Below are 19558 nucleotides of genomic sequence, written 5' to 3' on the forward strand. Positions count from 1 at the left end.
TTGTGCAAGATTTTTCCCCGCCAAGGAGGAAAGCGATGCTTGATCTGATCAACGTAAGTTACGACACCCAGATCCCGAACAATGTGGGTCTGAGCCAGGACAAGAAGGTGCTGAAGGCGCTGGAGAAATGGCACCCCGGCTACATCAACTGGTGGAATGACCTGATCCCGCAGAATTTCCAGGAATCGCTGGTCTATCTGCGCACCGCAGTCAGCGTCGACCCCAAGGGCTGGGCCAAGTTCGACTATGTGAAGATGCCGGAATACCGCTGGGGCGTGCTGCTGGCACCGCAGGTCGAGAACCGCACCATCCCGTGTGGCGAGCATTACGGGCAACCCGCCTGGCAAGAGGTGCCCGGTGAGTACCGCAACCTGCTCAAGCGTCTGATCGTCATTCAGGGCGATACCGAACCGGCCTCGGTCGAACAGCAGCGCCTGCTGGCATTGACCGCACCCTCGCTCTACGACATGCGCAACCTGTTCCAGGTGAACGTGGAAGAGGGCCGCCACCTCTGGGCGATGGTCTACCTGCTGCACAAGTATTTCGGCCGTGACGGGCGCGAAGAGGCCGATGATCTGTTGCGCCGCCAGTCGGGGAGTGAGGAAGCCCCCCGTATGCTGGGTGCCTTCAACGAGGAGACGCCGGATTGGCTGTCCTTCTTCATGTTCACCTATTTCACCGACCGCGACGGCAAGATGCAGCTGGAAAGTCTGGCGCAATCCGGCTTCGATCCGCTCAGCCGCACCTGCCGCTTCATGCTGACCGAAGAGGCGCACCACATGTTCGTGGGTGAAACCGGCGTGGGCCGCACCATCGAGCGCACCTGTCAGGTGATGAAGGAAAACGGCATCGACGACCCTTATGACACCGGCCGCATCCGCGACCTGGGGGTGATCGACCTGCCGCTGATCCAGAAGAAGCTGAACCTGCATTACACGCTGTCGCTGGACCTGTTCGGGCAGGAAGTGTCGACCAATGCCGCTAATGCGTTCAATGCGGGCATCAAGGGTCGTTACATGGAAAGCCGGCTGAGCGATGACCACCAGTTGCAGCAGGATACCTATACCGTGTGGGATTTCGAGGATGGCAAGGCAGTACAGAAGCAGGTACCGGCGCTGACCGCGATCAACATGCGCTTGCGCGACGACTATACCAAGGACGCCGCAGGCGGCGTTGGACGCTGGAACAAGATCATCGAGAAACACGGCGTCGATTTCGAACTCTCGCTGCCGCACGAGGCATTCCATCGCAAGATCGGCGTCTTTGCCGACAAGCATTTCGACCCGTCGGGGCAGCCCGTCTCGGGGGCCGAATACGACGCTGGCCTGCCGAAATGGTTGCCTACGCACGCGGATGGCGATTTCATCCAGTCGCTGATGAAGCCCTGCTATGAGCCGGGTCAATACGCCCGCTGGATCGCCCCACCCAAGGTGGGAATCGACAACCGTCCGGGCGACTTCGAATATGTGAAACTTCACATGGCTTAATGCCGGACAGGGGCCGGGCCCGGTGGGCGGTAACATTTTGTGACCCGCCCACGGATTGACGGAAGGGGTGACTCTCCTGTTGGCTTAAACCGGCCTGATCGGACAACACGAGGAACCGACCATGCAGATCGACCGTTCGAAACCCGAAACGCCGCGGCTGCACGCTCTCTCGGGGCAGATATCCACCTTGCATGGACCCTGCGTCGGCTGTTCCGATTGCGTAGGCCTGTGCAAGGCGCTGATCGACACGCTTGTGGTGCCCGACCTCGTCCTGACCAGGAAACGCGAGACCTCATGAACCAGCCGCTCAAGCAGCACCTGATCGACCCCGAAATCTGTATCCGCTGCTACACCTGCGAAATGACCTGCCCCGAGCAGGCCATCGAACATGACGACATGAATGTCGTGGTGGATGTCGCCAAATGCAATTTCTGCATGGATTGCATCCCGGTTTGTCCGACCGGATCGATTGACAACTGGCGGGTGGTGGACACGCCCTATTCGCTGGAGGAGCAATACGGCTGGATGGACCTGCCGCCTCAGGAGGACGTGGCGGGCGACGAGGCGGGGCTTGAGGCGCTGGACGATGCCATGGCGGCCCTTCTGGCCGAGGCGCACAAGGGGGCGGGCGGCAAATCGCGCGCCCCTGTGACGGCCTCGAAACCGACGATTAACCTCTATACGCTGGGCAAACCGGCCGAGGCGCGGGTGACCGGCAATTACCGCCTGACCGCCGAAAGCAGTGACAGCGATGTGCGCCACATCATCCTGGATTTTGGCGGCCAGCCCTTTCCGGTGCTCGAAGGGCAGAGCATCGGTATCATTCCGCCAGGCACCGATGAGGCGGGCAACCCGCATCTGCCCCGGCTGTACTCGGTCTCTAGCCCGCGCGACGGCGAGCGGCCGAATTTCAACAACCTGTCGCTGACGGTGAAGCGCGAACCGCACGGGATCTGCTCGAACCATGTGTGCGATCTGAAGCCCGGCGACACCGTGCGGGTCACCGGACCCTTTGGCGCCACTTTCCTGATGCCGTCGGATCCGGCGGCGCATCTGCTGATGATCTGCACCGGCACCGGCTCGGCGCCCTTCCGGGCCTTTACCATGCGGCGGCAGCGCGAAAATCCCAAGCTGAGCAACAGCCTGACTCTGGTCTTTGGGGCGCGCAGACCGCAGGAGTTGCCGTATTTCGGGCCGCTCGCCAAGGTGCCCGAACAGTTCATGGCCAAGCATTTCGCCTTTTCCCGCCAGGATGGCGCGCCCAAGCACTATGTTCAGGACCAGTTGCGGGCCGAGGCGGACCGGATGGGAGAGTTGCTGGCCGATCCCCTGACCCATATCTATGTCTGCGGTCTCAAGGCGATGGAACAGGGTGTGGAGGAGGCGTTCAAGGATATCGCCCGCGCACGGGGCATCGACTGGACCGGCCTGCGCGACCGGATGCGCGATGAAGGGCGCTATCACGTCGAAACCTATTGATCCGGTCCCGAGCAGAGAGCGGATTGCACCAAGGGCTGGGCTGTCCTAAGATTGCGCACTATTTTGCACAAACCCTGCGGGCCGCATGACCGAGATCACCAATTTCCGGGGCGAAACCATGCCCAACAGCGCGCGTGACCAGGCCGAGGCCGAGGTGGCGGCCCTGATCGCGCGGGTGGGCGAGCGGGTGCGCGCGGCGCGGCAACGGCGCGGTATTCCGCGCCGGGTGCTGTCCGAGATCTCGGGCGTGTCGCCGCGCTATCTGGCACAGCTCGAAGCGGGCGAGGGCAATATCTCGATCGGGCTGTTGCAGCGGGTGGCAACTGCGCTCGATCACCGTATCGAATGGCTGGTGGGCGAGGATGATCCCTGGTCCTCGGACGCGATGCGGGTGGCCGATCTCTATCGGGTTGCGGGGATGGAAACCCAGGCCGAGGTTCTGCGGTTGCTGAGCCCCGCACCCTCGCTTGAGGCGAGGGCTGGGCGTATCTGCCTGGTGGGGTTGCGTGGGGCTGGCAAATCGACCTTGGGTCAGCGGTTGGGCGCGGCGCTGGGCCTGCCTTTTGTGGAACTCAACGGCGAGATCGAGGATCAGGCAGGGATGCCGGTGGCCGAGGTCATGGCGCTTTACGGGCAAGAAGGATACCGCAAGCTAGAGGCGCAGGCGGTGGCACGGATCGTGGCCACCCATGACGCGCTGGTGCTGGCGGTGGCGGGCGGTATCGTGGCCGAGCCTGAGACCTACAAGACCCTGCTGGCGCATTTTCACACGATCTGGCTGCGCGCTTCGCCGGTGGAGCATATGGAACGGGTTCGCGCCCAGGGGGACGAACGGCCGATGGCGGGCAATCCAGAGGCGATGGAAGAGTTACGCTCGATCCTGACCAGCCGTGAGGCGCTTTACGGCAAGGCAGAGGCGCAGATCGACACCTCAGGGCAGAGCGTCGAGGCCTCGCTGGTCCAACTCACCCGCCTCGTGCGCGAGCGCGGTTATCTGAACTGACCGAGCGCCACGCGCCCCAAGATTTTTCGTCGAAAAATCTTGGCCTCCGGCGGGGATTTTTTTCAGCAAGAGGACGGGGCGGTGCGGGATACGTATTTCCTCATAATTGACCGTTGTAGCGTTGCGACCTTAGCCTGAGGCGGTTCAGACTAAGACGCGCCGCAACCCATGGCGCATATCGGGGAGGAGAGACGTGAAACGCATTCTTTGCGCAGGAACGGTGTCGATTCTGGCGCTGGCATCCGCCGCGGCCGCCGACATCAAGATCGCCCATGTCTATGGCAAGACAGGCCCTTTCGAGGCCTATGCAAAACAGTCCCATGACGGGCTGATGTTGGGGCTGGAATATGCCACTGGCGGCACCATGGAGATCGACGGAGAGAAAATCGTCGTGATCGAGAAGGACACCCAGCTGAAGCCTGAAAACGGCAAGGCCCTGTTGGAAGAGGCCTATGGCGATGATGAGGTTGACCTGGCCGTGGGCCCGGTCAGCTCGGGCGTGGCGCTGGCGATGCTGCCGGTGGCCGAGGAATACGAAAAGGTGCTGATCGTCGAACCGGCGGTGGCGGATTCGATCACCGGGGCCAACTGGAACCGCTATATCTTCCGCACTGGGCGCAACAGCAGTCAGGACGCGGTGTCGAACGCCATCGCGCTGGCGGGCGAGAACGTGCATATCGCAACGCTGGCGCAGGACTATGCCTTTGGCCGTGATGGTATCGCCGCGTTCAAGGAGGCGCTGGAAGGTGCAGGCTCCGGCATCGTGCACGAGGAATACGTGCCGACCGATACCACCGACTTTACCGCCGCAGCCGAGCGTATCTTTAACGCGATGAAGGATCTGGAAGGCGAAAAGCGCCTGTTCATCATCTGGGCCGGTGGCGGCAATCCGATGGGCAAGATCCAGGCGATGGACCCCAGCCGTTTCGGCATCGAGATCGCGACCGGCGGCAACATCCTGGCGGCAATGGCGGCCTACAAGGATTTCCCGGGCATGCAGGGCGCGACCTATTACTACTACGAGATCCCGCAGAACCCTGTGAACGACTGGCTGGTCAAGACCCATCAGGACCGTTTCGGCACCCCGCCTGACTTCTTCACCGCGGGCGGCATGGCGGCAGGTATCGCCGTGGTCGAGGCCATCAAGAAGGCCGGTGGCACCGATACCGAGGCGCTGATCTCGGCCATGGAAGGCATGGAATGGGAGACACCCAAGGGCAAGATGATGTTCCGCCCCGAGGATCACCAGGCGCTGCAATCCATGTATCACTTCAAGATCAAGGTGGACCCGAATGTCGAATGGGCCATCCCGGAACTGGTGCGTGAACTGACGATCGACGATCTGCCGATCCCGATCCGCAACAACTAACTCCCCGACCTGGCCGGTCCCGTGGCGCATGACGCGCCGGGACCGGCCTTTTTGCAAGCGGAAGACAAAGCCATGACATCCCCCATCCTTGCGACCGAGGGGCTGACCGTGCGGTTCGGCGGCCATGTGGCCGTGGACGCGGTTTCCTGCGCCTTTCACACCGGGGAGCTCACCGCGATCGTGGGTCCGAACGGTGCCGGCAAGACCACTTATTTCAACCTGATCTCGGGCCAGATCCCTGCCAGCGCGGGCCGCGTCCTGCTGCGCGGGCGCGATATCTCGGGGCAGTCGGTGTCCCAACGCACCCGCGCCGGGATCGGGCGCGCGTTTCAGCTGACCAACCTGTTTCCAAATCTCAGCGTGCTGGAAAACGTGCGCCTGGTGGTCCAGTCCAAGGCGGGGCAAGGCATGAACCTGTGGTCGATGGCCAGCCGACACGCGGAGCTGACCGAGGCTGCCGAGGCGATCCTTACGCGGGTGCGGCTGATCGCGAACCGCGATCAGGTGGTTTCGGAGCTGAGCCACGGCAACCAGCGCAAACTGGAGGTCGCGCTGCTGATCGCGCTCGACCCCGCCGTCTACATGTTCGACGAACCCACGGCGGGCATGAGCGTCGACGAGGCGCCCGTGGTGCTGGACCTGATTGCCGAGTTGAAAGAGCAGCGCGACCGGACCATCCTGCTGGTCGAACACAAGATGGACGTGATCCGCACGCTGGCTGATCGCATCATCGTGTTGCACAACGGCGCGCTGGCCGCCGATGGCGACCCGGCCACGGTGATGGCCTCGGACGTGGTGCAAGAGGCCTATATGGGCCGGGAGCTGGAAGATGTCTGATCCGATCCTGCGGCTGGAGGGCGTCTATACCAACATTGCCCAGTATCATATCCTGCAAGGTGTTGACCTTGAGGTGCCGCGTGGCGCGGTGACCATGCTCCTGGGGCGCAACGGGGTGGGCAAGACTACCACGCTGCGATCCATCATCGGCCACTGGCGCGCGCATCAGGGCCGGATCTTGCTGGACGGGCAGGATATCACCCGGATGCCGACACCCGCCATCGCGCGGGCCGGTGTCGGGTTTGTGCCCGAGGATATGGGTATCTTTGCCAATCTCACGGTCGAGGAAAACATGGTGCTGGCCGCCGTGTCCGGCCCCATCGACAGCGCGCGGCTCGACTGGGTGTTCCAGGCCTTTCCGCCGCTGAAAACCTTCTGGAGGTCCGAGGCGGGCAACCTGTCGGGTGGGCAGAAACAGATGCTGTCGATCGCGCGCGCGATGGTCGAGGAGCGCAGGCTCTACCTGATCGACGAGCCCACCAAGGGGTTGGCGCCCGCCATCGTGTCGACCATGGCCCGCGCGCTGCGTGAGCTAAAGGCGCAGGGCGCCTCGATCCTGCTGGTGGAACAGAATTTCTCGGTCGCGCGGGCGCTTGGCGACAGCGCCTGCGTGATGGATGACGGGCGCATCATCTGGTCTGGCGAAATGCGCGAACTGGCCACCGATGCCGCCCTGCAAGAGCGGTTGATGGGTCTGAGCATGGAAGCCCATTGAGATGCGCGGGAAGAGGTTGGAGATGAGTATTTTTGACCAGAAAGAAGCAGGAGCTCCGTCATGAGCATGGCCCCCGAACACGCGCCTACGATGGCGCGGCTGTCGCTGGCGCAGCGGCTGGCGCCCTGGATGCCGGTGCTGCTGGTGCCGCTGCTGGTCGTGGCCGGTTTGCTGGCGATCCCGAACACTTCGTCCTGGCTGACGCTGACGGTGTCGGGGTTGGCTATGGGGATGATGATCTTTCTCATGGCCTCGGGTCTGACACTGGTGTTTGGCCTGATGGACGTTATCAACTTCGGCCATGGCGCCTTTGTCTCGGTGGGCGCCTTTGTCGGTGTATCAGTCCTCTTGCTCTTGGGCGGCATGACCGGCGCGCCCTCTCTGACGCTGAACCTTGCAGCCATGGGGCTGGCGGTGATCGGCGCGATGCTGGCCACAGGCGCCATGGGCTGGGCCTTTGAAAAGGTCATCGTCGAGCCGGTCTATGGTCATCACCTGAAGCAGATCCTGGTCACAATGGGCGGGCTGATCGTGGTCGAGCAGCTGATCATCGTTCTGTGGGGGCCCGAGGAGATTTACATCTCGCGCCCCGAGGCGCTGAAGGGCGCGATCACGTTTGCCGGCGCCGCGCTGGAAAAATACCGGTTGGTGGCGGTGGGTCTGGGCCTTGTGGTCTTTGCTGCCATGCGCTGGACGCTGAGGCGCACCAAGATCGGGCTGATCGTGCGCGCGGGCGTCGAGAATGGCGAGATGGTGCAGGCGCTGGGCTATCGGCTGCGGCTGGTCTTTGTCGGCGTCTTCATTGCCGGATCCGCGCTGGCCGGGCTGGGGGGCGTCATGTGGGGCCTCTATCAGGAGGTCGTGAGTGCACATATGGGCAATCAGGCGATGATCCTGATCTTTATCGTCGTCATCATCGGCGGGCTGGGCAGTGTCGAGGGCTGTTTCATCGGTGCCCTGCTGGTGGGGCTGATGCAGAACTATGTCGCGTTCCTGGAACCCAAGGTGGCGCTGATTTCCAATATCGGCCTGATGGTTGCGATCCTGATGTGGCGCCCGATGGGCATGATCCCGGTGGTGAAGGCAAAATGATCAAAGCGGTTCTTTCGGGCGACATGCCCCGCTCATCGGTGCTGGCCCTGATTCTGGGGTTGATTCTCGTTTGTCTGGCGCTGGCGCCGTTCCTGTTTCCCGGCGTGCGCACCGTCGATACGGCGGCGCGGATCTGCGTGTTCATCGTGCTGGTGGCCAGCTACGATCTGCTCTTGGGCTATGGCGGCATCGTCAGTTTCGCCCATACCATGTTCTTTGGCATTGGTGCCTATGGGGTCGCGCTGGCCCTGACCCATATGGGGCGGGGCTTCGATGCGATCCTTGTCGGCGCGGGCGCGGGTGCATTGCTCGCGGCGGCGCTTGCCTTTGTTATTGGTCTCTTCAGCCTGCGGGTGCGGGCAATCTTCTTTGCCATGATCACGCTGGCGGTGGCCTCGGCGGTGGCGGTGCTGGTCAGCCAGCTGTCGGGCCTGACCGGGGGCGAGGATGGGCTGACTTTCAAGACGCCGCGCGCGCTGGGTCCTGCCTTCAAGTTCGGGGACGAACTGTTCGGGGTGAAGCTGAACGGCAAGCTGTTGTCCTATTACGTCGTGTTCATTGGCAGTCTGATCCTGTTCCTGCTGATGCTGCGGGTGGTGAACTCACCCTTTGGGCGGGTGTTGCAGGCCATCCGCGAGAATGATTTTCGCGCCGAGGCGATCGGCTATCGCGTGGTCTATTACCGGGTCGCGGCGACCTGCCTTTCGGCGGCGGTGGCGGCGCTGGCGGGCAGCCTCTATGCGATCTGGCTGCGCTATGTGGGGCCGGATACCACGCTGAGCATGGAGATCATGATCGACATCCTGCTGATGGTGGTGATCGGTGGCATGGGCACCATGTATGGCGCGGTGATCGGGGCAACGCTGCTGGTCTTGGCGCAGAACTATCTGCAAAACCTGATGGGCGTTGCCGGGTCTCTGGTCGAAGGGGTTCCGGTCCTGCCGCAGCTCTTGGATGCCGACCGCTGGCTCTTGTGGCTGGGGGTTCTGTTCATCCTCAGTGTCTATTTCTTTCCCACTGGAGTGGTGGGCCGGCTGCGGCGCGGTTAGGCGCGGCGGATTCGCTCGGCGGCGGCGGCATATCCGCCCGCCGCCCCGTCGATGAAATGCACATGGTCGTCGCGCATGGCCGAAGGCACGAAACAGGTCATCATCGCCTCGTCCTGGGCAAACAAACCATAGCGGATCTTGCCGCGTTGGCGGGCCTCTTCCAGGATCGTCTCTATCCGCGCGCGGGTCTCGTTGTCGCAGTCGAGGGTCATCTTCAGCCCGTCATCGAACTTGCGGAAATCGGCGTTGCGGCTGACCATGCGCGCATAGTGATCGGGCTGGAAGTCGCCCAGCCGCAGACCGGTACGGAACAACAGCCAGATCAGCAGGTTCTGGCCCAGGAGCTTCAGCTTGTGCAGGCCCAGATTGCGGCCCTCGCGCGAAACATGTGCATCGAGCGACAGGCCCGGCGGCGGCCAGGTCACGCCCGGACCACCCGGAGGGACCGGGTGGCCACCTCTCTCCAGCCCATCGGCGGTGATGACGACGCGCCGGGCCAGATCGGCAAAGTCGCGCTCGCTTGCCCTGTCGGTCGGATGTACCACAAGAGAGACGATCTGTCCGTTCTGGGCGCGCATATTGGACCAGCGACAGGAAAGGCCGGTCAGATCAGGCTGTGCGCCGGGTGGGGCCGGATCGACAGCGAACTCCCCGGCTTTCATTCTCGCCTCGGCCCAGGCCAGCCCGCGGCCCGAGAACATGGCGTAATCGACCCCCGGCGAGGCTGCGTAGCGTGCTACTCGCACATCGCGACGGGCCATGCGAATCTCGGCCACCGGAATCAGGGCAGCCCGCAAGGCGATACCGAACTCCTCTTCCGCCCAGCGGCGCAGATCAGCCAGTACCGCGCGCACTTGCTCGGCCTTGTCACCTGGCACCGCGAAACCGGCGCCGTCGCCGCCAAACACATAGGGAAAGCGCAGGTCGCCCATTGCGTTGATCATGGCCGAGATCACCGCCGCGCCCACCATGTTCACGGTCTTGTAGCGCCCGCGCGCGATCTCTCCGGTGCTGTCGACTATATCGGCGGTACCAAGAAACCAATCATCGGGAAGGGGCGTGAACCGTGAAGGCTCGGAAAGCTCGGGGAAATCCATCACCGGGCGTAGGGAAGCATAAAACGAATCCGGATCGTCAACCATGTGACCCTCATAACAATACCATTCTACATAGCAGCTTGACGGCGAAATCCAGAGCCTTGCGGCATGTTGGGCGCGCTTGTGCGCGGTCCGATAACATGGCAACCATCTCCAACACGTTCATGTCGGAGGAAAGCACATGCAGGCCGGTCTGATCATTCTGTGTCTGGCCTATGTGCTCAGCCAGTTCTTTCGTGCCTTTCTGGCGGTGCTGACCGCCGATCTGGCCCGTGATATTGGCGCGCAGCCCGACGATCTGGCCTTTGCCTCGGGCCTGTGGTTTCTGACCTTCGCCGCGATGCAGATCCCGGTGGGCTGGGCGCTGGACCGGATCGGCCCGCGCCGAACGGCAGCTGCGCTGCTGATGGTGGGTGGCGGTGGTGGCGCTGCATTGTTTGCCCTGGCCACGGCTCCCCTACATATCAGCGCGGCGATGGTCCTGATCGGGATCGGCTGTTCACCGGTTCTGATGGCCTCGTATTTCATCTTTGCGCGCGAATACCCGCCCGCGCGCTTTGCCACACTGGCTGCCGTGATGCTGGGTGTCGGGTCGGTGGGCAATCTGGTGGCGTCTTACCCAACCGCGCTGGCGGTCGAGTTGATGGGCTGGCGCGCAACGCTGGCCGGGCTGGCGGCGATTTCGGCCGCGGTGGCAGTGGGCATCTGGGTCTCGGTGCGTGACCCCGAGATGGTGCAGCACGACACCAAAGGCTCGCTGCTCGATCTGCTCAAACAGCCGCTCTTGTGGACCATCCTGCCGCTGATGCTTGTGGCCTATGCGCCCTCGGCGGCGCTGCGCGGGCTTTGGGCAGGACCCTACCTGCGCGACGTGTTTGACCTGGACACCGGCCAGATCGGGCAGGCGACGTTGATCATGGGTGCGGCGATGATTGCCGGTACCTTTGCCTATGGTCCGCTCGATCGGGTTCTCGGCTCTCGGAAATGGGTGGTGTTCGGAGGCAATCTGGGCGGCGCGCTGGCGCTGGTTCTGCTGGTTCTATGGATCGACCTTGGGGTCTGGTCCTCGGTCGCGCTGATGGCGGCAATCGGCTTTCTTGGCGCCTCGTTCCCGGTGATCATGGCGCATGGCCGCGCCTTTATCCCCGCACATCTGGTTGGGCGGGGTGTGACGCTTCTCAACCTCTTTGGCATCGGCGGTGTCGGGTTGATGCAATTCGTCACCGGGCGCCTGCACGAAAGCTATGCCGCCGCCGGCCCGGCCGCGCCCTATGCGGCGATCGTGACCTTTTTCGCGGTCTCGATGGCGGTTGGTCTGGTGATCTATCTGTTCAGCCGCGACAGTCTGGCCTGACAGAGGCCTTTCCTCGCCGCCACTTTCCCTGTATGGAACCGCCGCCGGTCATGGCGACCGGGTATATCTGGAGAAACAAGAAAATGGGTTATCGCGTCGTCGTCGCTGGCGCCACGGGCAATGTGGGCCGCGAAATGCTGAACATCCTGGCCGAGCGCCAGTTCCCCGTGGATGAGATTGCCGCGCTGGCAAGCCGTAAATCCCTGGGCACCGAAGTCAGCTTTGGCGACAAGACTATCAAGACCCAGGATCTGGACACTTTTGATTTCACCGGTTGGGACATGGCGCTGTTCGCCATCGGCTCGGACGCGACCAAGGTCTATGCACCCAAGGCGGCGGCGGCTGGGTGCGTGGTGATCGACAACAGCTCTCTCTACCGCTACGACCCGGACATCCCGCTGATCGTGCCCGAATGCAACCCGCAGGCGGTGCATGGCTATGCCAAGAAGAACATCATCGCCAACCCCAACTGCTCGACCGCGCAGATGGTGGTGGCGCTGAAGCCGCTGCACGACCGCGCCAAGATCAAGCGCGTCGTCGTCTCGACCTATCAGTCGGTGTCGGGCGCGGGCAAGGACGGCATGGACGAGCTGTGGGAACAGACCAAGGCGGTCTATAACCCGACCTCGGACGTGCCGCCGAAGAAGTTCCAGAAGGAGATCGCCTTCAACGTCATTCCCCATATCGACGTCTTCATGGAAGACGGCTCGACCAAGGAAGAATGGAAGATGGTCGCCGAAACCAAGAAGATCGTCGATCCCTCGATCAAGGTCACCGCGACCTGTGTGCGGGTTCCGGTGTTCGTCGGTCACTCCGAGTCGATCAACATCGAGTTCGAGGAATTCCTGGACGAGGACGAGGCCCGCGACATCCTGCGCGAAAGCCCCGGCATCATGGTGATCGACAAGCGCGAGCCCGGTGGCTATGTCACGCCCAAGGAATGCGTTGGCGATTTCGCCACCTTCATCAGCCGCATCCGGCAGGATTCGACCGTCGAGAACGGTCTGAACCTGTGGTGCGTCTCGGACAACCTGCGCAAGGGCGCGGCGCTGAACGCGGTTCAGATCGCCGAATTGCTGGGCCGTGAGGTTCTGAAGAAGGGCTGACATCGCCCGATCAAGACTCTTTTCAGCACTCTCGCCCGATCGGGCGAGGGTGTTTTTGTTTGCTCTGTTCACAAGATCAACTCAAGGTCGAGTCAAGGCGGGTTTCTCTGCCGGATTGGGCCTGTTTCCGAATTCTCCAAAATCTGTCTAATTCATGGCCAATTTTGGCCGGATCGCGGACAAACTTTTGTTTTTAATGTGATTTATCACTTTTTTGACACAATCTTGCGCGATTCCCGACCGAATCGCGGCCAAACATTAAGTCATAAGGAAGTCGAACCTTCGGCGGACAAGGCAAGCGCCATCACCTGGTCATCATCGGTTAGATACCGGATGGGTTGTGTCCCGCACCCTGAGCCGTCGAAGCTGTGCCAAGCGTAAAGAGTCCGAAGCGCCGCCCTGCCGCGGTGCCACCCAACGGATCGAACATAACAAGGCGGTATCGCCTCTGGACAAAGAGGAAAACGAAAATGGCAACCATCATCACCTTCCCGCGTCGCGACATCCAAACCCCCGCTTTGGGCGTCGAACCTAACGCCGACAACGTCTTGTCACTTGCCGACTGGCGGGCACGGGGCCGGGCGCTGCGCACCGCAAACGGCGTTTTCTTCGTTTCGAGCCCCTGGGGCAGCTCCGGCGACGCCGCCTGACCCCGACCTTTCAACAAATTCTTCAGGAGTGACAGAAATGACCCCCAATCTTGCCCAGAAAGCCCGCCAGAACCGTATCGCAGCGCTGCAACATCTGCGCTTGACCCGTCAGGGCGCCGAGACGGAGAGCGAGGTGATCAATCTGTTTGCGCACCGCGCGCGGCAAATGGCCAAACCGATCTTCAGTTCGGTGCGGTCCCGGGTCGAGGAGGAGCGGATCGCCGCCTGAGACCAAATTCGGATGGACAAGCAAAAGGCGCCCGTCGGGCGCCTTTTCTTTTCAAAGTGTCGAGCGGAAAGGCCCAGTTGGCGACTGGTTGCTCATTCGAAACAGTTGTGTGCGGGCCGCCTCAGACGGGTACGAAACGTTCCTCTGCCGGTTCGTAGCATTGCAAGCCACCTTCGCCGATATCGGTCCAGAGCCCGTGCAGACTCAGGCTGCCTTCGTCGACCGCCGAGGCGATGAAGGGGAAGGTCATCAGGTTTTCCAACGAGGCGACAACGGCGTGTTTTTCCAGTTGCCGGACCTGCTCGTCCTCGTCCTCGATCTTGGCCACATGATCGTATTTTGGCTTGAGGATATCCATCCAGCGCCCGACAAAGCTCTCTTTTGCTTCCAGTTGCGGGGCGTGGCCCTTGCACATGTCGAGGCACCCGCGCACGCCACCGCATTGCGAATGGCCCAGCACGATCAGGTGCGCGACCTTCAGCACCGTTACGGCATATTCGACCGCGGCACTGGTGCCGTGATGGTCGCCATCGGGCAGATAGGGCGGCACCAGATTGGCGACATTGCGGTGGATAAAGAACTCTCCCTGATCGGCCCCGAAGATCGACGTCACATGCACCCGGCTGTCACAGCATGAGATCACCATGGCACGCGGCCGCTGGCCTTCGGTCGCGAGGCGTCGGTACCAAACCTGGTTCTCGGCATAGGTTGTCGCCTTCCAGCCGTGGTAGCGCTGGACCAGATAGTTGGGCAGAGGGCGGGCGAGTTTCATTCTTGTCTTTCCTGTCGCTGACCTGTCGTGACAGCCTCCTTTAGGCCAGTTTGAAAGAAAATTCGAGGTATTTCCCGTCGCAGCAGAAACCTTTTGAAAACCTCTCGGGGAACAGGATGTCGAACGTGTCGTGGGGGCACAAGACTTTGGGGTGAGATGTGGTGGTTGAAGTAATCACGCTTGTGCAAAGCGAATCCGTGCGGCTGGACCCGGATCGGCTGGGCGGGCTGTATCGGCAATTGGGAGATGCCGGTGCCGAGGATGTCGTGTGTCGTGCGATCGAGGAATTGGCCGTGAGGTTGACCAATTGCGAAAGGCTGTGGCGGGACCACGATTGGATAGCGTTGCGCAAATGCGCCCGGTCGCTGATCGCGATTTCCGAACAGATCGGCATGGTGGCGCTCGCTCGTGTCGCGCGTCAGGTCACCGATGCGATTGACAATGGCGACTATGTCGCCACCAGCGCTGTGCTCTACCGGCTGATCCGCGTGGGCGAGAAATCCCTGACCGAGGTCTGGGACCAGCAGGACCTGTCGATCTAGCCCTGTGATCTGAGGGCTTGCAGGTCGCGGCAGGCCCGATAGTCTGGACCTGTCACCATGTTGGAAAGGTCGCAGATGCCCCTCAGTTTCGCCCCCGCCGATGCGGATGCGCTGCCGCTTCATGTCATCGAACAGGCTGCTCTGGAGGGCTGGCTGCAAGATCAACCGGCGCCCGTCGCGGCCTGGGTCAAGGCGAGCGGGTTTACCGGCGCCATCGGCCAGGCGCTACCGATTCCGGGCGAGGCCGGTGCGCCCGTCATGGCGCTAGCAGGCTATGGCAGTGCCCAGACCCGCGCCCGCAAACGCTTTGTTCTGGCAGCTGCGGCCGAGAAGCTGCCCGAAGGCATCTGGCGCATCGCCTCGGGTTTGCCCGAGGCGCAGGCCGAGGCTGAATGTTTCGGCTGGCTGATGACCGGATATGCGTTTGACCGCTACAAGGGTCAGTCGCCGGCCAAGGCCCGTCTGGTGGCCCCCGCCGGGGTCGACGCCACCCGCATTGAGGCGATGGCTGCTGCCGAGGTGCTGACCCGCGACCTGATCAACACTCCGGCCCAGGATATGGGTCCGGACGGGTTGCAAGCGGCGGTCGAGGCGCTTGCGGATGAATTTGGCGCGACCTGCACCGCGATCGTCGGCGACGACCTGCTCAGCCACGATTTCCCGATGATCCATGCGGTCGGACGTGCCGCCGCCCGCGCGCCGCGGTTGATCGACCTTCGCCGGGGCGAGAGCGGTCCGAAGCTGACGCTGGTGGGCAAGGGGGTCTGTTTCGATACCGGTGGTCTGAACCTCAAGCCGGGCAACAGCATGGCCCTGATGAAAAAGGACATGGGCGGGGCGGCCAACGTGCTGGGTCTGGCGCGGATGATCATGGCGCTCGACCTGCCGGTGCAACTCAGGGTGCTGATCCCTGCGGTGGAAAACGCGGTGTCGGGCAATGCGTTGCGACCAGGCGATATTCTGACCTCGCGCAAGGGGCTGACGGTCGAGATCAACAATACCGATGCCGAGGGGCGGCTGGTGCTGGCTGACGCGCTTGCACTGGCGGACGAGGGCGCGCCCGATCTGGTTATTTCGATGGCAACGCTGACCGGTGCCGCGCGGGTCGCGGTCGGCCCCGATCTGGCGCCCTTCTACAGCGATGACGACAACGCCGCGCAGGCCTTGGCCGAGGCAGCGCTGGGCGCGGCGGATCCGGTCTGGCGAATGCCATTCCACCCCCCGTATGAAGAGATGATCGAGCCGGGCATCGCAGATCTGGACAACGCACCCGGCGGCGGTTTCGCCGGGTCGATCACCGCCGCGCTGTTCCTGCGCCGCTTTGTCGACGCGCGCTACATGCATTTCGACATCTATGGCTGGCAACCAACCAAGGCGCCAGGCCGTCCCAAGGGCGGCGTGGGCCAGGGTCCGCGCGCCCTGCTGGCGGCGCTGCCTAGGATGCTGGACCTGTGAGCGCGCATGCCATCCTGCGCCCGGTCGTTGACCTGTTGCGCAGCCCGGAGGGGCCGCGCGACCGTCAGGTTCTGCTGGGCGCGCGGGTCGAGCTTCTGGAGCGGCAGGAAATCTGGGCCCGAATCCGCGCCGACAAGGACGGCTACGAGGGTTGGCTGCCCGCCGATGCGCTGGGCGCGGATGTGGCGCCCACCCATTGGGTCAGCGCGCCCTCGACCAACGCCTATGCCCGCGCCGATCTGAAAAGCCCAGACCTGATGGCGCTCAGCTTCGGGTCGCGGGTTGCGGTGCACGCGGTGTCGGGCCGGTTCGCTGAAACGGCGCATGGCCATATCCCGGTGCAGCACCTGATGCCGGTTGGAGAGAGGATGACCGACCCTGTGGCAGTGGCCGAGCTGTTTCTGGGCACACCCTATCTTTGGGGTGGCGACAGCCGCTGGGGTATCGACTGTTCGGGGCTGGTGCAGGCGGCGCTGCTGGCCTGCGGCCATCCCTGCCCGGGTGACAGTGGTCCGCAATCACGCGCTGTGGGCACCCTGATGCCGCCCGGCACCCAACCCGGGCGCGGCGATCTGCTGTTCTGGAGCGGTCACGTGGCGCTGGTCGCGGATGCCGAACGCATCCTGCACGCCAATGCCAATGACATGGCGGTTGCTTATGAGCCGACCGCCGCGGCAATCGCGCGTATCATCGCGCAGGGCGAAGGGCCAGTGACAGCGCATCGCAGGCCCGCCATCCCCGCTTGAACCCGTGTCTCGGGTTCGGTAGGGACAGAATGCGCGCAATCGGGAGGCATTTATGCAGGACGATCCGAAAACACTGGTTTCCACCGACTGGCTCGCCGCCCATCTGAAGGATCCCGACTTGCGGATTCTCGACGGGTCCTGGCACCTGCCGCATCTGGGACGTGACGCCAAGGCCGAATATGATGCCGCCCATATCCCCGGCGCGCGGTTTTTTGACATCGACGATATCTCGGACCACCGCTCGGACCTGCCGCATATGGTGCCGCCGGTCGAGAAATTCATGTCGCGACTGCGGGCGATGGGCGTTGGCGATGGCCACCAGGTGGTGGTTTACGACTCGCTGGGTCTGCAATCGGCGGCGCGCGTCTGGTGGCTGTTCAAGCTGATGGGGCAGGACAATATCGCCGTGCTCGATGGTGGCTTGCCGAAATGGCAGGCCGAGGGGCATCCGATCGAGGACCTGCCACCGGTGATCCGTGACCGGCACATGACTGTTCGCGTCCAGAACCACCTGTTGCGGGATGTCACGCAAGTGTCGGCGGCGGCCAAGCTCAATGATCACGAGATCGTCGATGCCCGCTCGGCCGGGCGCTTTGCCGGAACCGATCCCGAACCGCGCCCGGGTCTGCGTGGCGGCCATATCCCGGGGTCGAAGAACGTGCCCTTTGCCACGCTCTTGACCAAGAACGGTACGATGAAATCGCCCGCCGACTGCCGCGCCGTGTTCGAGGCCGCGGGTGTCGATCTGTCCAAGCCGGTGATCACCACCTGCGGCTCGGGCGTGACGGCGGCGATTCTCAGCCTGGCGCTTCAGCGCATGGGCAAGACCGATCACTCGCTTTATGACGGCTCCTGGGCTGAATGGGGTGCCTTCCCGACCCTGCCCGTCGCAACTGGAGAGAACTGATGTTCGAAAACCTCAAGGCGCAGCCTGCGGACAAGATCCTTGCATTGATGCAGATGTACAAGGACGATCCGCGCACCGACAAGATCGACCTGGGCGTTGGCGTCTACAAGAACGCCGAGGGCGTGACCCCGGTGATGCGCGCCGTCAAGGCCGCCGAAAAGATCGTGTGGGAACAACAGGAGAGCAAATCCTATACCGGGCTGATCGGCGATCCGGCCTATTCGGATGCGATGATCAAGCTGATCCTGGGCGATGCGGTGCCACGCGCCAATGTCGGCGCTGCGGCCACGCCGGGCGGCACCGGCGCCTGCCGGCAGGCGTTCGAACTGATCAAGATGGCCAGCCCCGAGGCGCGGGTTTTCGTGTCGGACCCGACCTGGCCCAACCATATCTCGATCCTGAATTATCTGGGCATGACCATGGTGCCCTATCGCTATTTCGATGCCGAAAGCCGTGGGGTCGATTTCGAGGGTATGCTGGCCGATCTGGGTCAGGCGCGCGCGGGCGACGTGGTGTTGCTGCATGGCTGCTGCCACAACCCGACCGGCGCCAACCTGAACTTGAGCCAGTGGCAAGAGGTGGTGAAGCTGATCAACGCCAAGGGTCTCGTGGCGATGATCGACATTGCTTATCAGGGCTTTGGCGACGGGCTGGAGGAAGATGCGCAAGGTACCCGGTTGGTGGCCTCGTCGGTCAAGGAATGCCTGATCGCGGCGTCGTGCTCGAAGAACTTCGGTGTCTACCGCGAGCGCACCGGCCTGTTGATGGCGGTGAGCCAGGACAGCGGCCAGACCGCGCTGAACCAGGCGACCCTGGCGTTTCTGAACCGTCAGAACTACTCCTTCCCGCCCGATCACGGCGCGCGGGTGGTGACCACCATCCTGAACGATGACGCGCTGCGCGCCGACTGGATGGCCGAGCTTGAGGAAATCCGCCTGTCGATGCTGGGCTTGCGCCAGCAATTGGCCGACGAGTTGCAGCGGCTGTCCGGCTCGGACCGGTTCGGTTTTATCGCGCAGCATCGCGGCATGTTCTCGCGTATTGGCGCGGCGCCCGAGTTGGTCGAGAAGCTGCGGACCGAATTCGGTATCTACATGGTGGGCGACAGCCGGATGAACATCGCCGGGCTGAACGCCAAGACGGTACCGATCCTGGCCAAGGCGATCATCGACGCCGGGATCTGAGCACCAGCGCCCAATGGCAAAGGCCGCCCCGACGGGCGGCCTTTTGTCGTTTCAGGGGGTAAAGCCGGGCACGAACTGGCGAAGATAGGCCAGCCATTCGGGCGGCAGCGTGATGTCGTAGAACGCCCCCAGCAGCATCGCCACGATCAGCCAGGCGATGGTTACTCCGGCCAGCACGATGCCCCAAACCGCCGCGCGGGCCTGTCCCCGCGCGCCCCGGCGCAGCAGGATCAGCCGCAGGGCACAACCCAGATGCACGAACAGGGCAATCACGCCGAGGCTGTAATAGGGGATGAAATACCAGGTGAAGGGTGCGCCGCTCATCACCGAGGCGGGCCAGTAGAAATTGGTGTCCAGCCCATCGACCCAGCGCGCCAATACCAGCGCGATCAGGTGCTCGGTCATGAAAAACAGCACCATCCCGCCCGAAATGACCTGTGCCCGTGCCCATGGCTCGCGCAGTCCGCGCCGGACACGGGCGATCA

General features: G+C 63.0%; 21 protein-coding genes. 18 read left to right on the forward strand and 3 right to left on the reverse strand.

All coding sequences use genetic code 11. The features are described from left to right. Positions 1 to 35: 35 nt before the first annotated feature. From boxB to AC2FL1_RS17760, 9 genes are all read left to right on the forward strand, one after another. Positions 36 to 1487 carry a benzoyl-CoA 2,3-epoxidase subunit BoxB gene (gene boxB, locus AC2FL1_RS17720; protein ID WP_234137044.1) on the forward strand — a complete coding sequence of 484 codons (1452 nt, stop codon included), beginning with the start codon at positions 36 to 38 and terminating at the stop codon, positions 1485 to 1487. Between the two features lie 121 nt (positions 1488 to 1608). After that, the gene (locus tag AC2FL1_RS17725; protein ID WP_496828533.1) at positions 1609 to 1785 is read left to right on the forward strand and encodes a hypothetical protein; all 177 of its coding nucleotides are present in this window, start codon (positions 1609 to 1611) and stop codon (positions 1783 to 1785) included. Beyond that, on the forward strand, positions 1782 to 2966 hold the full coding sequence (boxA, locus tag AC2FL1_RS17730) for a benzoyl-CoA 2,3-epoxidase subunit BoxA (protein WP_496877812.1): 1185 nt from the start codon (positions 1782 to 1784) through the stop codon (positions 2964 to 2966). Before AC2FL1_RS17725 ends, boxA begins: the two co-directional genes overlap by 4 nt. An 85-nt stretch (positions 2967 to 3051) precedes the next feature. Further along, entirely contained in the window at positions 3052 to 3969 is a 918-nt protein-coding gene (locus AC2FL1_RS17735; protein ID WP_496877813.1) for a helix-turn-helix transcriptional regulator, read from the forward strand. A 193-nt stretch (positions 3970 to 4162) separates the two neighbouring features. Further along, positions 4163 to 5338 carry a substrate-binding domain-containing protein gene (locus AC2FL1_RS17740; RefSeq protein WP_496828527.1) on the forward strand — a complete coding sequence of 392 codons (1176 nt, stop codon included), beginning with the start codon at positions 4163 to 4165 and terminating at the stop codon, positions 5336 to 5338. Between the two features lie 72 nt (positions 5339 to 5410). Beyond that, positions 5411 to 6175: an ABC transporter ATP-binding protein gene (locus AC2FL1_RS17745; RefSeq protein WP_496828525.1), complete on the forward strand. Its 765-nt coding sequence runs from the start codon at positions 5411 to 5413 to the stop codon at positions 6173 to 6175. Further along, a complete protein-coding gene (locus tag AC2FL1_RS17750; RefSeq protein ID WP_496828523.1) occupies positions 6168 to 6890 on the forward strand; it encodes an ABC transporter ATP-binding protein in 723 nt (240 codons plus the stop codon). The genes AC2FL1_RS17745 and AC2FL1_RS17750 overlap by 8 nt, the downstream gene beginning before the upstream one ends. A 60-nt stretch (positions 6891 to 6950) precedes the next feature. Then, on the forward strand, positions 6951 to 7982 hold the full coding sequence (locus tag AC2FL1_RS17755) for a branched-chain amino acid ABC transporter permease (protein ID WP_496828521.1): 1032 nt from the start codon (positions 6951 to 6953) through the stop codon (positions 7980 to 7982). Then, positions 7979 to 9031 (forward strand): branched-chain amino acid ABC transporter permease, encoded by a 1053-nt coding sequence (locus AC2FL1_RS17760; RefSeq protein ID WP_496877814.1) that lies wholly within the window; start codon positions 7979 to 7981, stop codon positions 9029 to 9031. The genes AC2FL1_RS17755 and AC2FL1_RS17760 overlap by 4 nt, the downstream gene beginning before the upstream one ends. On the opposite strand, the gene AC2FL1_RS17765 is transcribed toward AC2FL1_RS17760, so the two are convergent. After that, positions 9028 to 10173 carry a DUF3095 domain-containing protein gene (locus tag AC2FL1_RS17765; protein WP_496877815.1) on the reverse strand — a complete coding sequence of 382 codons (1146 nt, stop codon included), beginning with the start codon at positions 10171 to 10173 and terminating at the stop codon, positions 9028 to 9030. The genes AC2FL1_RS17760 and AC2FL1_RS17765 overlap by 4 nt on opposite strands. 136 nt (positions 10174 to 10309) lie before the next feature. Between AC2FL1_RS17765 and AC2FL1_RS17770 the strand changes: the two genes are divergently transcribed. The 4 genes from AC2FL1_RS17770 (at position 10310) to AC2FL1_RS17785 (ending at position 13467) form a co-directional block, all read left to right on the forward strand. Further along, complete coding sequence (locus AC2FL1_RS17770) at positions 10310 to 11482, forward strand: MFS transporter (RefSeq protein WP_496877816.1); 1173 nt, start codon at positions 10310 to 10312, stop codon at positions 11480 to 11482. 83 nt (positions 11483 to 11565) lie between these two features. Further along, a complete protein-coding gene (locus AC2FL1_RS17775; protein ID WP_496877820.1) occupies positions 11566 to 12588 on the forward strand; it encodes an aspartate-semialdehyde dehydrogenase in 1023 nt (340 codons plus the stop codon). Between the two features lie 470 nt (positions 12589 to 13058). Continuing rightward, positions 13059 to 13238 carry a hypothetical protein gene (locus AC2FL1_RS17780; RefSeq protein WP_496828513.1) on the forward strand — a complete coding sequence of 60 codons (180 nt, stop codon included), beginning with the start codon at positions 13059 to 13061 and terminating at the stop codon, positions 13236 to 13238. A 37-nt stretch (positions 13239 to 13275) separates the two neighbouring features. Beyond that, the gene (locus tag AC2FL1_RS17785) at positions 13276 to 13467 is read left to right on the forward strand and encodes a hypothetical protein (RefSeq protein ID WP_496828511.1); all 192 of its coding nucleotides are present in this window, start codon (positions 13276 to 13278) and stop codon (positions 13465 to 13467) included. A gap of 121 nt (positions 13468 to 13588) precedes the next feature. On the opposite strand, the gene AC2FL1_RS17790 is transcribed toward AC2FL1_RS17785, so the two are convergent. Continuing rightward, positions 13589 to 14239, reverse strand: a complete 651-nt coding sequence (locus AC2FL1_RS17790) for a carbonic anhydrase (RefSeq protein WP_234137057.1) — start codon at positions 14237 to 14239, stop codon at positions 13589 to 13591. A 158-nt stretch (positions 14240 to 14397) separates the two neighbouring features. On the opposite strand from AC2FL1_RS17790, the gene AC2FL1_RS17795 reads away from it, so the two are divergent. From AC2FL1_RS17795 to AC2FL1_RS17815, 5 genes are all read left to right on the forward strand, one after another. Then, the gene (locus AC2FL1_RS17795) at positions 14398 to 14781 is read left to right on the forward strand and encodes a hypothetical protein (protein WP_496828509.1); all 384 of its coding nucleotides are present in this window, start codon (positions 14398 to 14400) and stop codon (positions 14779 to 14781) included. Positions 14782 to 14856: 75 nt separating this feature from the next. Further along, positions 14857 to 16236 carry a leucyl aminopeptidase family protein gene (locus tag AC2FL1_RS17800; protein ID WP_496877817.1) on the forward strand — a complete coding sequence of 460 codons (1380 nt, stop codon included), beginning with the start codon at positions 14857 to 14859 and terminating at the stop codon, positions 16234 to 16236. Continuing rightward, positions 16233 to 16982 carry a C40 family peptidase gene (locus AC2FL1_RS17805; RefSeq protein ID WP_496828505.1) on the forward strand — a complete coding sequence of 250 codons (750 nt, stop codon included), beginning with the start codon at positions 16233 to 16235 and terminating at the stop codon, positions 16980 to 16982. Before AC2FL1_RS17800 ends, AC2FL1_RS17805 begins: the two co-directional genes overlap by 4 nt. A 52-nt stretch (positions 16983 to 17034) precedes the next feature. Next, positions 17035 to 17889 (forward strand): 3-mercaptopyruvate sulfurtransferase, encoded by an 855-nt coding sequence (gene sseA / locus AC2FL1_RS17810; protein WP_496877818.1) that lies wholly within the window; start codon positions 17035 to 17037, stop codon positions 17887 to 17889. After that, entirely contained in the window at positions 17889 to 19073 is a 1185-nt protein-coding gene (locus tag AC2FL1_RS17815) for an amino acid aminotransferase (RefSeq protein ID WP_234216164.1), read from the forward strand. The genes sseA and AC2FL1_RS17815 overlap by 1 nt, the downstream gene beginning before the upstream one ends. Positions 19074 to 19124: 51 nt before the next feature. On the opposite strand, the gene AC2FL1_RS17820 is transcribed toward AC2FL1_RS17815, so the two are convergent. Beyond that, positions 19125 to 19558 (reverse strand): hypothetical protein (locus AC2FL1_RS17820; protein ID WP_496877819.1); only part of this gene is annotated, 434 nt, incomplete at its 5' end.

This window comes from Ruegeria sp. YKSF070 (assembly GCF_059612725.1).